Origin of the sequence: Eubacterium sp. An3 (genome assembly GCF_002159465.1) — a bacterium.
GTDB lineage: Bacteria > Bacillota > Clostridia > Lachnospirales > Lachnospiraceae > Anaerobutyricum > Anaerobutyricum stercoris.
The window spans coordinates 352,416-371,562 of the sequence record NZ_NFIR01000001.1; the positions used below are offsets into that span (position 1 = coordinate 352,416).

Annotated in this window: 21 protein-coding genes and 2 pseudogenes; 15 read left to right on the forward strand and 8 right to left on the reverse strand. The window is 47.5% G+C overall.

Annotated elements, in window-relative coordinates; all coding sequences use genetic code 11:
• Positions 1–6 precede the first annotated feature (6 nt).
• The 10 genes and pseudogenes from pstC to B5F87_RS01705 all read left to right on the forward strand — a co-directional run bounded on the left by pstC (position 7) and on the right by B5F87_RS01705 (position 9,137).
• On the forward strand, positions 7–858 hold the full coding sequence (pstC, locus tag B5F87_RS01660) for a phosphate ABC transporter permease subunit PstC (protein ID WP_087275720.1): 852 nt from the start codon (positions 7–9) through the stop codon (positions 856–858).
• A 66-nt stretch (positions 859–924) separates the two neighbouring features.
• Positions 925–1,782, forward strand: a complete 858-nt coding sequence (gene pstA / locus B5F87_RS01665) for a phosphate ABC transporter permease PstA (protein WP_242964224.1) — start codon at positions 925–927, stop codon at positions 1,780–1,782.
• Between the two features lie 42 nt (positions 1,783–1,824).
• A complete protein-coding gene (gene pstB, locus B5F87_RS01670) occupies positions 1,825–2,565 on the forward strand; it encodes a phosphate ABC transporter ATP-binding protein PstB (RefSeq protein ID WP_087276174.1) in 741 nt (246 codons plus the stop codon).
• Positions 2,566–2,569: 4 nt separating this feature from the next.
• Entirely contained in the window at positions 2,570–3,211 is a 642-nt protein-coding gene (gene phoU / locus B5F87_RS01675; protein ID WP_087275725.1) for a phosphate signaling complex protein PhoU, read from the forward strand.
• Positions 3,212–3,316: 105 nt separating this feature from the next.
• Positions 3,317–4,297: pseudogene (locus B5F87_RS01680) on the forward strand (Na/Pi symporter); the annotation flags it as partial.
• A 142-nt stretch (positions 4,298–4,439) separates the two neighbouring features.
• Positions 4,440–5,111, forward strand: coding sequence for a response regulator transcription factor (locus B5F87_RS01685; RefSeq protein WP_087275733.1), 672 nt, complete (start codon positions 4,440–4,442; stop codon positions 5,109–5,111).
• Positions 5,112–5,114: 3 nt separating this feature from the next.
• Positions 5,115–6,428, forward strand: coding sequence for an ATP-binding protein (locus tag B5F87_RS01690; RefSeq protein WP_087275735.1), 1,314 nt, complete (start codon positions 5,115–5,117; stop codon positions 6,426–6,428).
• A gap of 240 nt (positions 6,429–6,668) precedes the next feature.
• Positions 6,669–7,532: a transporter substrate-binding domain-containing protein gene (locus tag B5F87_RS01695; RefSeq protein WP_087275738.1), complete on the forward strand. Its 864-nt coding sequence runs from the start codon at positions 6,669–6,671 to the stop codon at positions 7,530–7,532.
• 73 nt (positions 7,533–7,605) lie between these two features.
• Positions 7,606–8,391 carry an amino acid ABC transporter permease gene (locus B5F87_RS01700; protein WP_087275742.1) on the forward strand — a complete coding sequence of 262 codons (786 nt, stop codon included), beginning with the start codon at positions 7,606–7,608 and terminating at the stop codon, positions 8,389–8,391.
• Positions 8,391–9,137: an amino acid ABC transporter ATP-binding protein gene (locus tag B5F87_RS01705; protein WP_087275745.1), complete on the forward strand. Its 747-nt coding sequence runs from the start codon at positions 8,391–8,393 to the stop codon at positions 9,135–9,137. Before B5F87_RS01700 ends, B5F87_RS01705 begins: the two co-directional genes overlap by 1 nt.
• 169 nt (positions 9,138–9,306) lie before the next feature.
• Here B5F87_RS01705 and B5F87_RS01710 read toward each other — a convergent pair.
• Positions 9,307–10,170 (reverse strand): annotated as a pseudogene (locus tag B5F87_RS01710) (nucleoside recognition domain-containing protein); the annotation flags it as partial.
• A 57-nt stretch (positions 10,171–10,227) separates the two neighbouring features.
• A complete protein-coding gene (locus B5F87_RS01715) occupies positions 10,228–11,397 on the reverse strand; it encodes a recombinase family protein (protein WP_087275751.1) in 1,170 nt (389 codons plus the stop codon).
• 202 nt (positions 11,398–11,599) lie between these two features.
• Between B5F87_RS01715 and B5F87_RS20875 the strand changes: the two genes are divergently transcribed.
• Genes B5F87_RS20875 through B5F87_RS01725 form a run of 3 tightly spaced genes read left to right on the forward strand, consistent with a single transcriptional unit; the run spans position 11,600 to position 12,825 of the window.
• A complete protein-coding gene (locus tag B5F87_RS20875; RefSeq protein ID WP_158096916.1) occupies positions 11,600–11,773 on the forward strand; it encodes a hypothetical protein in 174 nt (57 codons plus the stop codon).
• Complete coding sequence (locus B5F87_RS01720) at positions 11,757–11,975, forward strand: holin (RefSeq protein WP_087275754.1); 219 nt, start codon at positions 11,757–11,759, stop codon at positions 11,973–11,975. Before B5F87_RS20875 ends, B5F87_RS01720 begins: the two co-directional genes overlap by 17 nt.
• Positions 11,968–12,825 carry a GH25 family lysozyme gene (locus tag B5F87_RS01725; protein ID WP_087275757.1) on the forward strand — a complete coding sequence of 286 codons (858 nt, stop codon included), beginning with the start codon at positions 11,968–11,970 and terminating at the stop codon, positions 12,823–12,825. The genes B5F87_RS01720 and B5F87_RS01725 overlap by 8 nt, the downstream gene beginning before the upstream one ends.
• Here the strand turns inward: B5F87_RS01725 and B5F87_RS01730 are convergent.
• Both B5F87_RS01730 and B5F87_RS01735 read right to left on the reverse strand, forming a co-directional pair.
• The gene (locus B5F87_RS01730; protein ID WP_087275761.1) at positions 12,745–14,154 is read right to left on the reverse strand and encodes a ferrous iron transporter B; all 1,410 of its coding nucleotides are present in this window, start codon (positions 14,152–14,154) and stop codon (positions 12,745–12,747) included. The genes B5F87_RS01725 and B5F87_RS01730 overlap by 81 nt on opposite strands.
• Entirely contained in the window at positions 14,145–14,606 is a 462-nt protein-coding gene (locus tag B5F87_RS01735) for a FeoA family protein (RefSeq protein WP_343215705.1), read from the reverse strand. Before B5F87_RS01735 ends, B5F87_RS01730 begins: the two co-directional genes overlap by 10 nt.
• Before the next feature lie 194 nt (positions 14,607–14,800).
• Between B5F87_RS01735 and B5F87_RS01740 the strand changes: the two genes are divergently transcribed.
• On the forward strand, positions 14,801–15,271 hold the full coding sequence (locus B5F87_RS01740) for a methylglyoxal synthase (protein ID WP_087275764.1): 471 nt from the start codon (positions 14,801–14,803) through the stop codon (positions 15,269–15,271).
• Between the two features lies 1 nt (position 15,272).
• Here B5F87_RS01740 and B5F87_RS01745 read toward each other — a convergent pair whose 3' ends face one another.
• The 4 genes from B5F87_RS01745 to B5F87_RS01760 all read right to left on the reverse strand — a co-directional run bounded on the left by B5F87_RS01745 (position 15,273) and on the right by B5F87_RS01760 (position 18,176).
• Positions 15,273–16,283 (reverse strand): DUF4097 family beta strand repeat-containing protein, encoded by a 1,011-nt coding sequence (locus tag B5F87_RS01745; RefSeq protein ID WP_087275767.1) that lies wholly within the window; start codon positions 16,281–16,283, stop codon positions 15,273–15,275.
• Positions 16,276–16,956, reverse strand: coding sequence for a DUF1700 domain-containing protein (locus tag B5F87_RS01750; RefSeq protein ID WP_087275770.1), 681 nt, complete (start codon positions 16,954–16,956; stop codon positions 16,276–16,278). Before B5F87_RS01750 ends, B5F87_RS01745 begins: the two co-directional genes overlap by 8 nt.
• Positions 16,953–17,270 (reverse strand): PadR family transcriptional regulator, encoded by a 318-nt coding sequence (locus B5F87_RS01755; RefSeq protein ID WP_087275773.1) that lies wholly within the window; start codon positions 17,268–17,270, stop codon positions 16,953–16,955. The genes B5F87_RS01750 and B5F87_RS01755 overlap by 4 nt, the downstream gene beginning before the upstream one ends.
• A gap of 174 nt (positions 17,271–17,444) precedes the next feature.
• Positions 17,445–18,176 (reverse strand): PepSY domain-containing protein, encoded by a 732-nt coding sequence (locus tag B5F87_RS01760; RefSeq protein WP_087275777.1) that lies wholly within the window; start codon positions 18,174–18,176, stop codon positions 17,445–17,447.
• Positions 18,177–18,432: 256 nt separating this feature from the next.
• Here B5F87_RS01760 and B5F87_RS01765 point away from each other — a divergent pair, with 256 nt between their 5' ends.
• Positions 18,433–19,143: a DNA alkylation repair protein gene (locus tag B5F87_RS01765; protein WP_087275780.1), complete on the forward strand. Its 711-nt coding sequence runs from the start codon at positions 18,433–18,435 to the stop codon at positions 19,141–19,143.
• Positions 19,144–19,147: the final 4 nt, after the last annotated feature.

The window sequence follows — 19,147 nt, forward strand, 5'->3', positions numbered from 1 at the left end:
TGACACATGGCAAAGTATAAAGAAAAAACAATGGAAGTTGTCTTCCTCGTCGCTGCCTGTGTCTCTATCCTTGCTGTCGCATTGATTTGTATATTCTTATTTGCAAATGGTGTTCCGGCTATGAAGGAAATCGGCTTTGCCGATTTCCTTTTAGGTAGAGAATGGAGACCGGGAAATGATATTTACGGCATTTTCCCGATGATTATCGGCAGTATTTATGTAACGGCAGGAGCAATTGTGATTGGTGTGCCGATCGGACTTCTCACAGCAGTTTTTCTGGCTAGATATTGTCCGGCCGGCATTTATAAAGTAGTGAAACCAGGTGTGGAACTGCTGGCAGGTATCCCGTCTGTTGTCTATGGTTTCTTCGGTATGGTCGTGATCGTACCGTTTATCAGAAATAATTTCGGAGGTGGAAACAGTATCCTTGCTGCATCCATCCTTCTGGGTATGATGATTCTCCCGACCATCATCAGTCAGTCCGAGGCATCCATTCATGCCGTGCCGGAAAGCTATTATGAAGGCTCCCTGGCGCTGGGGGCCACCCATGAGAGAAGCGTATTCTGCGCGGTTCTGCCTGCAGCCAAATCCGGTATCCTGGCAGGTATCATCTTAGGCGTAGGACGTGCCATCGGCGAGACCATGGCGGTTATTATGGTAGCTGGAAACCAGGCGAGAATGCCGGGAAGTATTTTAGAAGGCGTTCGTACCATGACGGCAAATATCGTAATTGAGATGGGATATGCAGAAGGTCTCCACAGAGAAGCGCTGATTGCGACAGGCGTGGTGCTTTTCGTATTTATTCTGATTATCAACCTGGCATTTTCCATTGTGAAGATGCGTGGAGAAAGGAATTAGGACATGGCTGTTTTAGATAATATTGAAGAAAATGTACAGGAAGTTATTCCGGAGAATATTGACGCCATGAACCGTCAGTCCTTAAAGGATCGTCTTCTTTCCTACAGAAGAACACCGGGATCTCTGATCGTGATGATTCTGGTCCTGCTGGCGGCGGCGCTGACCATTGCCGCGCTGTTATTCCTTCTGGTATATATATTGATTAATGGTATTCCGTATCTTAACGCGGACTTATTCTCCTGGGAGTATAACTCAGAAAATGTATCCGTGGTGCCCGCTATGATTAATACGGTCATCATGGCTGTGATTTCCCTGATCTTCGCCATTCCGTTCGGAATCGGTTCTGCCATCTATCTGGTGGAGTATGCGAAGAAGGGTAATAAACTGGTAAAGGTAGTCCGTGTGACTGCCGAGACGCTGACAGGTATTCCGTCCATCGTGTACGGCCTGTTCGGTATGCTGTTTTTTGTAACGGCACTGCACTGGAGATTCTCCATTCTGGCCGGCGCCTGCACCCTGGCAATCATGGTCCTGCCGGTCATCTTAAGAACAACAGAGGAAGCGCTCATGGCGGTTCCGGATTCCTTCAGAGAGGGAAGCTTCGGTCTTGGAGCAGGAAAGCTCCGTACGATCTTTAAGATTATTCTGCCTTCGGCTGTGCCGGGCATTCTTTCGGGCGTTATTCTTTCCATCGGACGTATTGTCGGTGAGACGGCCGCCCTCATGTATACAGCGGGTACGGTAGCAGCGATCCCAAAGAGTCTGTTCTCCTCAGGAAGAACACTGGCGGTACATATGTACGTGTTGGCCAGTGAGGGACTTCATGTGGATCAGGCTTACGCCACGGCTGTTGTATTACTGGTACTGGTTATTGTGATAAATGCGTTATCATCGTTCCTGGCTAAGAAAATCCAGAAATCATAACGTAAGAATTGTGGAAGGAGTATAGCTTTGAGTACAGCAAAAATGGCAATCGAAGGTCTTGATTTGTACTATGGCCAGTTTCATGCATTAAAAGATATGTCTTTAGATATCTATTCCAATGAAATCACGGCTTTCATCGGACCTTCCGGATGCGGAAAATCTACATTATTAAAATCATTAAACAGAATGAACGACCTTGTAGAAGGTTGTAAGATCACGGGTAAAGTTACCCTTGACGATACAGATATTTACAGAGATATGGATGTAAATCTCTTAAGAAAAAGAGTCGGTATGGTATTCCAGAAACCGAATCCGTTCCCGATGAGTGTATATGACAACATTGCATACGGTCCGAGAACCCACGGTATCCATTCCAAGGCAAAACTGGATGATATTGTGGAGGATTCTCTGCGCAAGGCGGCCATCTGGGATGAGTTAAAAGACAGACTGAGAAAAAGCGCGTTGGGATTATCCGGTGGACAGCAGCAGAGACTCTGTATCGCCCGTGCTCTGGCCGTACAGCCGGAGGTTCTCCTGATGGATGAGCCGACTTCCGCTCTGGACCCGATTTCCACCATCAAGATCGAGGAACTGGCTACGGAACTGAAGAAGGATTACACCATCGTCATGGTGACTCATAATATGCAGCAGGCAACCCGTGTTTCCGATAAGACCGTCTTCTTCCTTCTGGGAGAGATTATCGAGACTGGAAAGACAGAAGAACTGTTCTCCATGCCAAAGGACAAGAGAACAGAAGATTATATTACAGGAAGGTTTGGTTGATGTTATGAGACTTCATTTTGACGAACAGCTGGAATTGCTGAATAAAGAAATTATCAATATGGGCACTCTGGTGGAGCAGGCCATCGGTATGGCCATCGAAGCTCTGATCAAACAGGATGTGGAGAAGGCAAAACAGGCCATGGAGTTTGATGAGGAAGTGGATGCAAAGGAAAAGACCATCGAGAATCTGTGTCTGCGTCTTCTTCTGCAGCAGCAGCCGGTGGCAAAAGATCTGCGGGTAATCTCTGCAGCTCTGAAAATGATTACAGATATGGAAAGAATCGGAGACCACGCTACAGATATCTCTGAGCTTGCCATTGTTTTATCTGAACTGCCTCATATCGAGCAGCTTACTCACATCGAGCAGATGGCAAAAGAGACCATGGTCATGCTCATTCAGGGTGTGGAGGCATACGTAGAAAGAAATTATGACAAGGCGGAGCAGGTCATCAAACACGATGATGTCATTGATAATCTGTTTCTCGAAGTGAAACAGGAACTGATTGACGTGATGAGAGAGAAACCGGATTGTGCCAATCAGGCGGCCGATCTTCTGATGGTTGCCAAGTATTTCGAGAGAATCGGAGATCATGCGGCCAATATCGCAGAATGGGCAATTTTTTCTGTTACCGGCAAGCATGAATAAATCAGCAAAATCTGCATAGAATCCATATAAAATCCTTTGTTCATTTACATAGAAGCATATATGACTGACATACAATCAATATGTAAATAACAAAGGAGAGAGTGTATGGATTTTTTCAGTATTTTGACGATGCTTGGAGGTCTGGCATTATTCCTTTATGGAATGGATGCCATGGGACAGGGATTATCCCGGCTGTCCGGCGGAAAAATGAAGAGACTTCTCGGGAAGCTCACCTCTAATAAAATTATGGCGGTGTTGTTGGGGACTGGTGTGACTGCGGTCATTCAGTCTTCTTCTGCTACCACCGTGATGGTTGTCGGATTTGTGAATGCAGGTCTTATGAAGCTGTCTCAGGCAGTAGGAGTTATTATGGGAGCCAATATCGGCACTACGATTACCTCCTGGTTTCTTAGCCTTGCAGGAATTGAGGGAGACAGTTTTCTGATCCGGATGCTGAAGCCATCATCTTTTGCGCCGGTTCTTGCGATAATCGGCGTTTTTTTGATTCTCTTTGTAAAAAATCAGAGAAAAAAAGAACTGGGAATGATTTTGACTGGATTTGCGATTCTCATGACGGGTATGGACACCATGAGTGGAGCAGTGAAGCCGCTGGCGCATAATGAGAGATTTACAGGGCTTCTTACCATGTTCTCTCATCCGCTGCTGGGAATGGCCGCAGGAACGGTTATCACGGCGGTGATTCAAAGTTCGTCTGCCTCCATCGGCATACTGCAGGCGCTGTGCGCCACGGGAGCTGTCGGATATGATACGGCGATTCCCATTATAATGGGGCAGAATATAGGTACCTGCGTGACAGCGATTTTGTCCAGTATCGGAACGGGGAAAAATGCCAGAAGAGCGGCGGCAGTTCATCTGTATTTTAATATAATCGGAACCGCTATTTTTTTGATCACATTTTACCTGTGCAATGCAGCGTTTCATTTTTCTTTTATGGGCGAGGCGGCAAATGCCGCGGGGATAGCGGCGATACACAGCCTGTTTAATATTTCTGCAACGATGCTCTTGCTTCCCTTTGCCGGAGGACTTGAGAAGCTGGCAATTCTGACGATTCCCGATAAAAAAGAACAGACGGGCAAAAAAGGCAATGTTTCTTGCCATTGAGCCTTTATCAGGATATAATATAACACAGCCTGCGGGGAACATTCTCCGCAGGGCTCTATACATTTTGCAACAATGATGTAAAATGCAGCAAAAGAAGGATGAGATTATGGCAGTAATTTATGTAGTGGAAGATGATACAAATATTCAGGAAATTGAGGCGATTGCATTAAAAAACAGCGGGCATAAGGTGTATACTTTTGATGATGCAGCGCATTTCTACAAGAAAATCAAAGAAAAGGTGCCGGATCTGGCGATCCTTGATGTGATGCTTCCGGATGAAGACGGATATGAGATTGTAAAAAAGATCCGCCAGAATCCGATCACAAAGAAGATGCCGGTTATCATGGTAACAGCCAAAACTTCGGAGATTGACATGGTTCGGGGACTTGACATCGGGGCGGACGATTATATTAAGAAACCGTTCTCTATCATAGAATTTATTACCCGTGTCAAAGCAGTTCTCCGCCGAACGGTAGAGCAGTCGGAGAATAAATTTATGACCATCGGCGATGTATTTCTGGATGACGAACGTCATATGGCCTATTCTCAGAATGAAGCCGTGGAGCTTACATATAAGGAGTATGAGCTTTTAAAACTTCTCATGCGGAATGCCGGCATTGTCATGACAAGAGAGATGATCATGCAGAGGGTGTGGGATACAGAGTTTGAGGGCGAGTCAAGAACTGTTGATATGCATATCAAGACCCTTCGCAAAAAGCTGGGTGAAAACGGCGCGCATATCAAGACTGTTCGTAACGTTGGTTATGTTATGGAGTAGTGTATGAAGAAAAAAATAAATTTACAGCTTATTGGTATTTCTGTGCTGGCGGTAGTGGTGACAACCCTCGTTATGTTTCGCATTTTTTACGATGTGTACAGAGATCAGGTGAGGGATGATCTGGAGACGGTGGCGCAGACTCTGAAAGATACGCACATTTTTCAGGAGGGAAATCAGACCGGTTATTATTTTAATGCGGACACGCTCCGCGTAACCTGGGTGGGCGCTGACGGGAATGTTCTCTATGATAACAGCGCAGATGAGACCAATATGGAGAACCATGCCGCGCGGCCGGAGATCCGGGATGCATTTCGTTATGGATCGGGAGAATCAGTCCGGGAGTCGGAGACACTGAACCGGAGTACATATTATTATGCGCTGCGTCTGGATGACGGCTCTGTACTGCGGGTTTCACAGGATGAAGAAAATGTGTGGAGCATTGCCAATAATATGATTCCTGCCATTGCGGCCATGATGGCTTTTATGGTGATCTTGTGTATTGTTCTGGCAAGAATCCTGACCAGAAGTATTATCGATCCTATTGAGGAGATGGCTGTAAATATTGATGATTACAGTATAGCGCCGGCCTACAAAGAGCTGGTGCCTTTCGCCCAGCTGATCCGCAAGCAGCATGCGGATATTCTGGGAGCTGCAAAAATGCGGCAGGATTTTACCGCCAATGTGTCCCATGAGCTGAAAACTCCGCTGACGGCTATTTCCGGCTATGCGGAGCTTATGGAAAACGGTATGGTAGGAGCAGATGAAGTTGCATCATTTTCTTCGAAGATCCGACAGAATGTGGAACGGTTATTATCGCTCATCAACGATACCATCCGGCTGTCAGAACTGGATAATGGAATGACTCAGGATATTATGGAGACATTTGATCTGAATGAGCTGGCAGAGCGATGCGTGGACAATCTGAAAATGTATGCCCACAAAAATGAGGTAAATATCGCGTGTATTGGCGTGTCTACCTGTATTACTGCCAATAAGGAAATGATAGCGGAACTTATAGATAATCTCTGTAATAACGCCATTCGTTATAATAATAAAAACGGCAGCGTTATGGTAGAAGTAGGCACTCATGAAGGACATGCTTTTCTGAGGGTGAAGGATACCGGCATCGGTATCCCGAAGGAACATCAGGAAAGGGTGTTTGAACGATTCTACCGGGTGGATAAAAGCCGGTCGAAACAGACTGGAGGCACCGGTCTGGGGCTTGCTATCGTGAAGCATGTTGTTGCTATTCACAACGCATCCCTCTCTCTGGAGAGTGAAGAAGGAAAAGGGACAGAGATTACCGTCACTTTTTAATAAAACATAGAAAAAAGCAATTGCAGTTTCGAAGGGGAAGTTTCGCAAAGAAATTTCCTCTTTTTGCAATTTTTAGTCGATTATCCTGCAAAAATGTTTGCTTTGTTCTGAAGAATCTGGTAACATAGGAGCATGTATGTTCTTTTACAACGGAAATATGCCGGAAAATTGAGAAAGGACATAGAGATATCATAAAGAAACAAGATGTTTTTTACTTTTTACAAGAGAAGGAGAATAGGTATGAAGAAGAAATTATTAAGTGTGGTTCTTGCAGCAACCATGGCTGTAGGTCTGGCAGGCTGCGGCGGTTCCGGAGACAATGCGGCAGAGTCCACAGGATCTGCAGGCAGCAGCGATAAAACTCTTACGGTAGCCATGGAGTGCGGCTATGCGCCGTACAACTGGACACAGTCCGATGATTCCAACGGCGCTGTGCCTATCAAGGACAGTAATGATTATGCCTACGGATATGACGTCATGATGGCAAAGAAGATCGCCGAGGAGCTGGGCTATGATCTGGAGATCGTAAAGCTTGACTGGGATGCTCTTGTTCCTGCGGTACAGTCCGGCAGTGTGGACTGCGTGATCGCCGGTCAGTCCATCACTTCCGAGAGACTGCAGATGGTAGACTTTACAGAACCTTATTATTACGCTTCCATCGTTACACTGGTGAAGAATGACAGCCCTTACGCCAATGCCAAAGGAGTGGCAGATCTTGCCGGCGCAACATGTACTTCCCAGCTGGGAACTATCTGGTATGACGTATGTCTGCCGCAGATTCAGGACGCCAACATTCTGCCGGCTCAGGAATCCGCACCGGCCATGCTCGTTGCCCTTGAGAGCGGACGTACTGACGTGGTCGTAACGGATATGCCGACCGGTATGGCAGCTCAGGTTGCTTATCCGGACTTCCAGCTTCTGGATTTCGCAGGAACTGACGATGATTTTGAAGTGTCCGAGGAAGAGATCAACATCGGAATCTCTGTACAGAAAGGCAACACAGAGCTGCTGGATCAGATCAACTCCGTACTGGCGAACATGACCACAGAGGATTATGACGCTATGATGCAGGAAGCGATTTCCGTGCAGCCATTATCTGAATAAGGATAAGAAATAATTTCGCGTATCGGGGCAAAGGATTTTGCCCCATATGCTATGTATGAGAAAGGATGAAACAATGATTTCCGAGATGAGCTTTCTGGAGAGGATCGTTTACCTGCTCCAGAATTATGGTATGTCGTTTTTGCAGGGAGCCGGCGCTACGCTGGCCATCGCTGTCGTCTCCACCATTGTCGGATGTATCATCGGTTTTGGTGTGGGCGTTGTGCAGACTATTCCTGTTGATACGAAGAGAGACAGCCTGCCGAAACGGGTTCTGCTTAGAATTGTAAAGATTATTTTCAAGGCGTATGTGGAGATCTTCCGCGGAACGCCAATGATGGTACAGGCCGTATTTATCTACTATGGCGCGGCTCAGGTGTTTGATATCCATCTGGGTATGTGGCAGGCAGCCTTCTTCGTTGTCTCCATCAACACCGGAGCCTACATGGCGGAATCGGTCCGCGGCGGTATTATTTCCGTGGATCCGGGACAGATGGAAGGCGCAAAGGCCATTGGTATGACACATTTTCAGGCAATGATCCATGTGGTTCTGCCGCAGGCACTGCGTAACATCGTTCCGCAGATCGGCAATAACTTTATCATCAATATCAAAGACTCCTCCGTGCTGTCCGTAATTGGTGTTGTCGATCTGTTCTTTGTACATAAGAGCGTATCAGGAGCGCTGTACACCTACTTTGAATCCGCTACTATTGTTATGTGTATTTACCTTGTCATGACGCTGATTTCCTCCCGTCTGCTTCTGCTCTGGGAGAAAAAGCTGGACGGCAATGATAATTACGAGCTGGTAGACACTATGGGTGTGGGAACCCAGTTCGGTCAGGACGGAAAGGGGAGATTATAATGGAAAACACAAATAATATTCTGGAGATCTCCCATCTGGAGAAGAGCTTCGGTACTCACGAGGTACTGAAGGATATTGACTTTACCGTGAAAAAGGGAGACGTTATCTCCATCATCGGAGCCTCCGGCTCCGGCAAATCCACCATGCTGCGCTGTATCAATCTGCTGGAGAATCCGACAGGCGGCAGCATCCTCTATCACGGGGAGGATATCACCGATCCGAAAATGTCAGTGCCGGCATACCGGGAGAAGGTGGGCATGGTGTTCCAGAACTTCAATCTGTTTAATAATCTGACGGTATTGGAAAACTGTATGATCGGCCCGGAAAAGGTGGCCAAAAAAGATAAGGCGACAGCGGAGAAGCTGGCCATGCAGTTCCTGGAGAAGGTAGGCATGGAGCAGTTCATCAACGCAAAGCCTCGTCAGCTCTCCGGTGGTCAGAAGCAGAGAGTGGCCATCGCCAGAGCTCTCGCCATGGAACCGGAAGTGCTGCTCTTTGACGAGCCGACCTCCGCCCTTGACCCGCAGATGGTAGGCGAGGTGCTGAACGTCATGAGCACCCTTGCCGAGGAAGGCATGACCATGCTCATTGTCACCCACGAGATGGCCTTCGCCAGAGACATCTCCAGCCATATCATTTTCATGGCCGACGGCATCATCGAAGAGGAAGGTACCAGCGAAGAGCTCTTCCGTAACCCGAAGAAAGAAAAAACAAAAGAATTTTTGAGCCGTTTCAGAAATCTCTGATTCTGCATAAAATAAAAAGATACTGCCCGCCGGCAGTATCTTTTTTGAAGAGAGAAAAGTATGAAAAAATCTATGACTATCAAAACAGCTCTTGTTGTTTTGATGGTCTTAGTATAAACGATAATTGTATAGATTGTGTCAATTTTTTCTCACGATTTTCTGACGATTTTCATAAGAAGAATGAAAGACTTTTCATAAGCGTGCTGCTGAGGTTCACAATCATACATGAGATTATTCCCAGGGAAGCTGGAAGAAGGGCGGCGAGTATCGTCCATTTCCAGCTTCCCGTTTCTTTTTTGATGGTCAGGAGCGTGGTGGAACACGGCCAGTGCATGAGAGAAAAGAGCATGGTGCACAGCGCTGTGGTCATCGTCCATCCGTGGGAGACGAACAGCGCTTTCATTTCCGGCAGACTTCCGGTCTCTGCTATGCTCCCTTCCGCCAGATAGGCCATGACAATGATTGGCAAAACAATTTCATTGGCAGGCAATCCCAGAATGAACGCAAGCAGAATCACGCCGTCAAGCCCCATGAGCCGGGCAAACGGGTCAAGAAAACCGGAGCAGACGGCGAGCAGACTTGCTCCGTTCACCGATACATTTGCAAGAATCCACAAAACCATGCCGGCGGGAGCGGCGACGGCGGCCGCCCGGCCCAGTACAAAAAGCGTGCGCTCCATGATGGAACGTAAGATGACCTTGCCCACCTGCGGACAGCGGTAAGGCGGCAGCTCCAGGGTAAAAGAAGAGGGAACTCCTTTCAGGATTGTGCCGGACAGAAATCTTGTCACAAAAAAAGTGATTCCGACACTGAACACGATCACGCCGGTGAGCATAAAGGATGACAATACAGAATCTCCGAATGAGCCTCCTGTTCCCACGAAAAACATCGTGATAAGAGCGATCAAAGTCGGAAAGCGTCCGTTGCACGGCACGAAACTGTTTGTCAGTATGGCCAGCAGCCGTTCCCGCGGCGAGTCGATAATACGGCACCCTACCACGCCCGCCGCATTGCAGCCAAAGCCCATGCACATGGGCTTTTTTTAATGGATAGGAAATTTTGCTGGAATTCCTATAATATGAAAGTCTGTTTACCGGAGAAAAATGTTGATTTCATCGTCATCCAGATATATTTTCTCGATGAGAAGAGACAGGCAGGCACGTTTTCTGATGAGAGGGCCTTCTGTCAGCAAACGCTCAAGGGCATCGCCTGGAGAAAGAACGGCGGTATCGTCTTTTTCAAAATGCATATGGCATACTGTATGAATGATGAGAGAGTCCAGTTCGCTGATCTTCCATTTACGGTTTTGGCAATGGGGATCCCGTATATATTTTTTTGATCCCTTGCTGCGGCTGTAACAGGAATAGCTGCCGTGTTCTCCGTGAAACCGGGCGCCGCACCTGCCGCACCATAGAAGACCGGAGAGCAGGGTTCTCGGTGCGAAAGGACGGCCTGAAGAATGAGAACCGGATGTGGAATTGTTCCTGGAACCACGACGGAGCATTTCCTGTACTTCATAAAAAAGAGATTCATCGATGAGCGGTGTGTGGCGGCCGGGATAAGACTGCTGCTGAAATTTTACTTTTCCGATGTATACCTCGTTGCGCAGTACATTTCTTACGAGAGTTTCACTGCTCCAGCCGCTGGGGCCGGTGCCGTAGCGGGACTGCATATATAACCAGCAGTCATGGATGGAATGACCCTGACGGAATCGTTTGAACAGCTCCCGCACCTGCATTGCCGCATCTTTGTTTACGATGAGCCGGCCATTGATATAGTCGTAGCCGGTTGGAGCGGTGGAACCGCCATGATAGTATCCGTTTTTTGCTCTGGCGATGCGGCCCATGGTGAAACGCTCTGTAATCTGATCTTTTTCCAGCTGGGCAAAAACAGACAGCATGCCGATCATGGCGCGGCCCAGCGGCGTCGAAGTGTCAAAATTCTCACACACAGAGATAAAATCTACTTTCTTGGCAAGAAAATAATCTTCAATCAGCAGAAGCGTATCTTTCTGACTGCGGGACAGCCGATCCAGCTTGTAGACGATGACTACATCATACTCCGTCAAGTGAGCAAGCATTTCCTGAAGAGCCGGACGGTTCAGATTGCCGCCGGAATATCCACCGTCCGTGTAAAATTTTCCGATGGTAATATCTTTGGCTTCGCAGAATGCCCGGAGGCGTGATATCTGTTCCTGAATACTGTAATTTTCCCGCTGATGTTCTGTGGAGACCCGCACATAACAGGCGGCAGTCGGCATGACGCGACCTCCTTTTGCGGCGATGGCGCTGTGCGTCTGTGGCCGCAGACTTTTCTGTGTTCTTTTTTAGAGTATGACTCAGCCGGCAAATCATTCTCATAAGTATTTATTTTGCGCCGCTTAATGCAAAGGGGGATTTTTTTTCACAAAAAGGGACATGGACAATTCTTACGGCATACAGATACAGGGGAGGGGATTCACGATGGCTAAAATTATAATCCGGACGCATGATGGCAAAGAACAAAACAGACCGGAAAATATTCTCATAAAAAGAAATGGACAAAATGAAGAGTTTTACAAGATGCTGGAAAAAGTTTGGCAAAATATGCACAATAATGTAACGAATATGGAGGATGTATATGAAAATAAGCATTAAAACAAAAAATTGGCTCAAATGCGCCGGAATTCGCGCCGCCCGGACCGTAGCGCAGACAGCGGTAGCCGCCATAGGAACGGCAACAGTTTTTTCAGAAGTCGATACGATGATGACCATATCGACGGCGCTCCTGGCGGGCGTCATTTCGCTTCTTACGTCCGTGGCGGGACTTCCGGAATGCAAGGAGGAGTCAGATGAGTAAATATTACCCGGACATTTCTCATCATCATACGGTGGCAGACTGGAAAGAGGTGGAGAAGAACTGTCCGTTTCTGATCACAAAGGCAACGCAGGGAACCTCGTTTGTGGACAGCGCCATGGAGGGGATTGTGAGACAATGTGAAAAAAGAGGAATCTCTTACTGGCTTTATGCTTATCTCAACAAGGGGGACGAACTGGCGCAGGCGAGATTTCTGGTAAAAACGTGCAAAGACAAAGTGGGAGAATATTTCATGGGATATATTCTGGATGTGGAGGCCGGAAACAGTGCCTCCGGCGTACAGAAGGCCATGGATTATCTGAAGACGCTGAATGAGAAGATGATGATTTACACGATGTACGCACAATATGACAAATATAAAAATATCATAGCGGCACGACCGTCCAGATGTGCCTGGTGGGAAGCCAGGTATGGACTTAATAATGGAAAATACAGCTCGTCTTACCCGTGTCATGCGGGCGCAGATCTGCATCAGTACACCTCCGATGGAACTTGTCCGGGATTCGGAGAAAAGATTGATCTGAATCGGATTACCGGTCAGGGAAAAGATGAGACATGGTTTGCTGTTCCCCAGAATAAAAAACCAGATAAGCCGGAAGGAGAAGATAATGTGAAGTATTTCAGCACCATAAAAAAACAAACAGTCAGCAATATTACAGAGTTTCTGCATAACAGAGGATTTGGAGCCGGTGAGAAAAATATGTCCAGAATCGCGGCGGAAAATTGTCAGTCCAAAGAAGTGAGATCGGCTTTATTTGAACTGGCAAAACAGGGGAAACTCATAAAGCCGTCGGGACTCAACAAAAGAGAAGAAACCGAAGAAAAATCTTAGAGCAATCGCAGACAAAAAGCCCATGCACATGGTCAGTGCCTGTTTGCCGCAGGCATGACAACAGTGAAAAGGTTTATCGAGATTGTAGGCAATCCGGGGCAGATAGCCGGCGTCTTCCAGCAAAGTAAAAAGCGGGAAAAAAATAGCCATAGGCGGCAGCATCACTGAAACGACCCAGGCGAGAACCCGGTAGAGCCCTAATACAAGAAGACCATGAAGCCAGTCGGGAGCGTGAAGCCATTGAAAAAGATCCGTAAGCCGGTCCTGGATAAAGAACAAACCGTCAGAAAGCAGAGCAGACGGATAATTGGCGCCATAAATGGTGATCCAGAATATAAGCGCCAGCATCAGGAGCATGACAGGAAAGCCTGTCATGCGGCTGGTGAGAAGACGGTCCGCAGTAAAATCCAGCTTCCGGTAGGAGGTATTCTCATAGGTTATCACATCCTTACACAGTTTTTCAGCAGTGGAGACAATTGCGCCTGCGACTGCATCGTCCCACTGTTCCCGGCTGCTGATATCCCGGGAAAGCTGTTTTCTTGCCAGAGTTATGCCCCGGAGCAGTTCCGGATCCCTGAGAAAATCATTTCCCAGACAGCCGGACAATTCTCTTAGAAGAGAGCTGTCCTGACAGAGAAGACGGAGACTCAGCCAGCGGCTGTTGAGTCTGCCGCCGGTCTTTTCTTCGATGAGGGGTTCGATCATCCGGACGGCATGCTCAATGGTTTTTGGATAATGGATTCTGGCGGGGTGGGTTTCGCAGGCAGGGGAGGTTATCTGATCAAGTGCGTGGAGCAAAGCATCCAGGGAGCTTTTTTTCCGGGCGGAGGTGCCAATGACAGGAACCCCCAGGCGGCGGGAAAGAAGCGGAAGATTCAGCCGGATTTTTTTGCGCCTGGCCTCATCCATCAAGTTGACGCAGACAATGACCCGGGAGGATATTTCCATGGTCTGCAGGACCAGATTCATATTCCTTTCAAGGCAGGTGGCGTCGCAGACTACCACAACAGCGTCCGGTTCTCCAAAACAGATAAAGTTTCTGGCAATCTCTTCTTCGGCAGAATGAGCCATCAGTGAGTAGGTACCTGGAATATCCACCATAATATAAGAATTTTTTTCGGATTCACAATGCCCCTGCGCATTGGAAACTGTTTTGCCCGGCCAGTTGCCCGTATGCTGATTCATGCCGGTGAGCGCATTGAAAATAGTGCTTTTTCCCACATTTGGATTGCCGACCAGAGCGATAACCTTATCAGAAGGATGTTTTTTTACAACGACAAGATCAGAATCCAGAGTATGCATTCCGACAGATTGATTGGTTAGTCCCATGATACTGCCTCCGACGCGTGATTTCTGTCAATGTGTTCTCTATACCCGGGAGAGAGGGATCTGGATGAATTATTCTGTCCGTCGCCGGTAATCAGAATGTCCCGGCAGTCTTTCCGGCGCAGGGCGATCACAGCGCCGCGAATGAGAAAGGCAGACGGATCACCCAGCGGACTTTGCCCGATACATTTTATCTGTGTACCGGGCGTCAAACCAATATCCAGAAGCCGGCGCCGCATGTCTCCGCCGGAGAGCAGAGAGGAGACGACGGCGTGCTGGCCAGGGACAACATCGGCTAAAGTCAGCTCAGCCGGCTTAGATGCCGCCGGCTTTAGAGTCATTGCCTCTGCGGTTGCCGGTTCCACCGCTTCCGGATGTTCATGATATATTTTATGGAAACAGGAGCGGCCTGCGGCTGATGGTCTCCTGTCATTACAGCAAAGTAGTGCGTACATTTCTGTACCTCCTTGTAGGAGTTTCCTATTTTATGGTATTCAATAAGACGCGAAGGAGTGAGAAATGACACAGATTTCCCACAGAATATTGACACTCTTCTCACAAATCCGGAATATATTTTCGGGGAACCGGTGCTTACAAAACCGGTTGATTCATGTATAATAGATACAAACACAGGAAAGGGGTTTTTTGTATGGCACAGGAGACAATTACTTTGACGATTGAGAAACAGAAGAAGATTGCGTTAATCGCCCATGATAATAAGAAAGAAGAACTGATTCAGTGGTGTGACCGGAATCAGGATATTTTGAAAAAGCATTTTTTATGTGGAACAGGAACCACCGCCCGTCTGATTACTGAGAGGACATCGCTTCCGGTCAAGGGATATAACAGCGGTCCTCTGGGCGGCGACCAGCAGATCGGCGCAAAGATTGTGGAAGGTCAGGTGGATTTCCTCATATTCTTTTCCGATCCGCTGACAGCACAGCCGCATGATCCGGATGTCAAGGCGCTGCTCCGTATCGCTCAGGTGTATGATATACCGATTGCCAATAATATGGCGACTGCTGATTTTATGATTCATTCCTCTTTGATGGATCAGACATATGATCACGAGGTGATGAATTTTAAGAAAAATGTGGAGAACCGTGTCAACGAGTTTTAGTTTATTTTAAAGTGATATCTCCATCATCACAGGCAACCGATAATGTACCACCCTCTGCAGTTCCGGTTTTTTCATATCGTTTGGCGTCTTCATCCTCAAACTGGGTAAAGGCGCCGTTTGGCAGAGATTCTGTGATCGTGATGTCGCCGTAGTCTGTCTGAAACTCCATGGAGAGAGCAGCCTTCTGCTGGTCGTCCAGACGGAAGAATGCATCGCCGTAGGCAAGAGTGAACTCACAGTTGCTGGTGAAGGTGTTATTCTCGCAGGTGACGTCTCCGTCTCCGGCGTGTAAGGTGACTGCGCCGAAGGATGAATTTTTCACAGTGACATCTCCGTAGGAAGTATCAAAATCTACCTGCTCCAGGGTGACGCTATCCATATCGGCGTCGCCGTCTCCCAGAGAGAAGCTGGCGGACCGGGCGCTTGTGTCGGAAAGTTCCAGATTGCCGTAGGAGGATTCCAGTGTAAACTGATCCGCCTGCAGGCCACGGATGGAGATGTCTCCGTCCCCGCCGGAGATAACCGCGTCGTTCAGCTGTTTGCCGGCAGGAAGATAAAGAGTCATGCTGTCATATTCCGGGTCAGGACCGTCGGTGACGATGCGCCCGGTCAGAACCTGGGCGAGAAAGCTGTAATCAACGCCCACAAAAAACTGTGATGCGGCAGAATGATCTTCCCTGATGGAAAGGGTTCCGTTGCTGATCGTGTACTTCAATGGATTTTCTTTGATGCTTCCGGAAACATTATAGGAAAGATAGCAGGAATCGTCCTCCGAAGGCAGAACGGTGAGATCCAGGTAGGCAACGTCAATGTTCAGACTGGAGAATTCATCAAGTTTTGTTTTGTTTTCCTCATAGAGTTTACTGGATGAAGCGATGGGTTCCATGGTAGTTAAATTGGTGGAGGCCAGGAACCGCAGTCCGCCGGAACCGATGCCGACGGCCAGAAGAATTCCGCCGATCACACAGAGAGCAGCGGCTGCCAGTAAGGTACGTTTTGTAAGTTTATTCATCTTTTTTTACCCTCCTTTTTTCAAGCATGCGCTGGATGAGTTTTGCCAGTCTGATCACAAGCCACTTGCAGAAAAAGATGCCGGCGACAAACAGAAGGACGCCGAGGCCGATAGCCAGCAGGCTGCTCCCTGATATGATAAGAAATGCGGGAACAGAAGCGGAGGCAACGGCAAAGCCCTGAACCAGCGAGTAAGCTCCTGCTATGACAAAGCAAACGCTGAATATAAAAATGCATAATACTGCGCAGAGAACTACGACAACACCGCACACCAGGAGAACAAGTGCTGCCAGCGCCAGCGGAGCTGCAATCGGAGCCGCGCAGATGGCCAGGCAGGCAATGAGCAGGATGGAAAGAGGTGAAGACTTTTCCTTTGCTTCCGGCACAGGATCGCCTGCGCGGAATCTTCTGCCCCGGCGGCCGTCTCCATCTGCTCTGGCGTCCGATGCGTCAGAAAATGTGGAGGAAGAGGCATCGCCTGTCTTCTGGTTCAGCAGAGCCGCCAGAAGATCAGACGCTGCTTCCCGCGGGCTGCCCAGTTCCCGGATGGCTTCTTCGTCATTGCCTGCGTCATCAAAGTATTCTGTGAAATACTCCATAGCATTCTCATAGTCGTCTTTTGGAAGACGTTTCAGATATTTCCGCAATTCTTTTAAATAGGTTTCACGATTCATTTTTTCAACCTCCCCTCAATGATACCGTCAATAGTTTCTTTATAAATGTCCCATTCTTCTTTCAGATAAAGCAGCTGCTTCCTGCCTTCCTCAGTGATGGAATAGTACTTACGGTTTCTTCCCTGAAATTCCTGATTATAGGTCGAAAGATAGCCGTTTTGTTCCAGTTTTCTGAGAATCGGATAAAGAGAAGATTCCTTGATACTGGCTGCCAGCTTGACGGTCTGGCTGATCTCATATCCGTAGGAATCGCTGCCTGCCACTATGGAAAGAATGAGACATTCAATTAGTACGGATGAAACAGGATAGTACATGCGGACACTCCTTTCTACAATTTTGTATATATAAAATTTTTATATATCAAATAATAAAGCATATACGGAATTTTGTCAATCTATTTTTAGATGATTTTTTGTAAAATAAAAAACCCGGATTTCCGTGTGGGAAACCCGGGTTTTTTTAAAAGATGAAAGGAAAGAGAAAAGGAATTAGTCGTCGTATACAGATTCGCTGCTCCAGTCGATGATGTCGCCGGACTGTGCGTCGATTTCAAATTCGTATTCCATCTCATTGTAAATGATGGAACCTTCATATACGGTTCTTCCGTCATCAGTATCCTGATGGATGCGGAGGTCGCTTTCTGTGGCGCCGTCAACCTGACCTAAAGCAATCTTGCTGGCTTTTTTCTCAGAAATCAGTCCACTGTTGTTCTGGTTATTATTCTGGCTGCCGCTCTGGCCGTCGTCCCAGTCATCATCATCGTCTCGTTCGCTGCTCTGGGAAAGGATATCGCCGGTCTGTGCGTCAATCTCGAAATCGTATTCTACACCGTCGTGGAGAATGGAAACTTCGTAAATGTTCCGGTTGTCGTCATTGTCTTTATTGATCCGAAGCTCATCTTCCGTAGCTCCGTCCACCTGGGCCAGTGCGATGGAAGAAGCTTCTTCTTCGGAAATATATTTGGAGCCCGTGCCGGAATTGGCAGCTGCTGTAGTTGCTGCGCTGCCGTCATCGGCGTTATCATCTGTTACGCTGCCTGCCGCTGTGGTTGCCGCGCTGCCGTCATCAGCGTTGTCATCGGCAACATTCTGATTCTCTGTCTGTGTTATCACATTATTATTGTCATCGGCCTGTGTGTTTCCGGAATTGCCTGAGCAGCCAGTCATGATTCCGATGGAAAGAACAGATGCTGTTAATAAAAACATAATTTTTTTTGTCATAATGATTCCTCCTTGTTTTAAGCACTTTATATTACTTGTGTTTTTTGTTTCTGTTGTGTTGATGGTTACATATTAGCAGTTAAATTTAAATTTAAAATAAACAGATTTTATGTTTTTTGAAAAATTTTTTTCTATAAATTTTATGATGACCCCAAATATATGAAATAATTCGTCCCGTTATTAAAAAAGAAACGCTGAAACTTTGGTGGTCAGAGAGGATAAAATGTAATAAAATGTGGATCAGGAGGTATATAAAATGAATGAACACAGAGAAGAGAAGCATCTGGAGGAATCTGTCAGAAAAAATCTGTTTGCCATGCAGGATACCGGTTATAAAGCATTTCATGAGAAACTTGTGCCGACCGTGGATCCGGGGCGGATCATCGGCGTTAGGACGCCTGAGCTTCGCAAATATGCCAGAGCATTTGCAAAAAAGGAGGAGGCGCAGGAATATCTTCGTATTCTGCCGCACTATTATTATGAAGAAAATAATCTGCACGCATTTATTATTGAGACCATAAAAGACTATGAGCGCGCCATGGAGGAGACGGAGCGTTTTCTGCCTTATGTGGATAACTGGGCTACCTGCGACAGCTTTTCCCCGAAAATATTTAAGAAGCATCCGGCGCAGGTCTATGAGAAGGCGAAGGAATTTATCGGCAGCGGGAAGGTGTACACCATCCGCTACGGCGTCGGTCTGCTCATGACCAACTTTCTGGACGAGGAATTCCGGCCGGAGATGCCGGAACTGGTGGCGGGCATTGTGTCCGACGAATATTACGTCAACATGATGTGCGCCTGGTACATGGCCACGGCGCTGGCGAAGCAGGAACAGGAGATTCTGCCATATCTCACGGAAAACAGGCTTCCTGTCTGGGTACATAATAAAACCATCCAGAAAGCGGTGGAGAGCCGGCGTATTTCCCCGGAGATGAAGGAATATCTCCGGACGCTGCGTAAAAAATAATAAA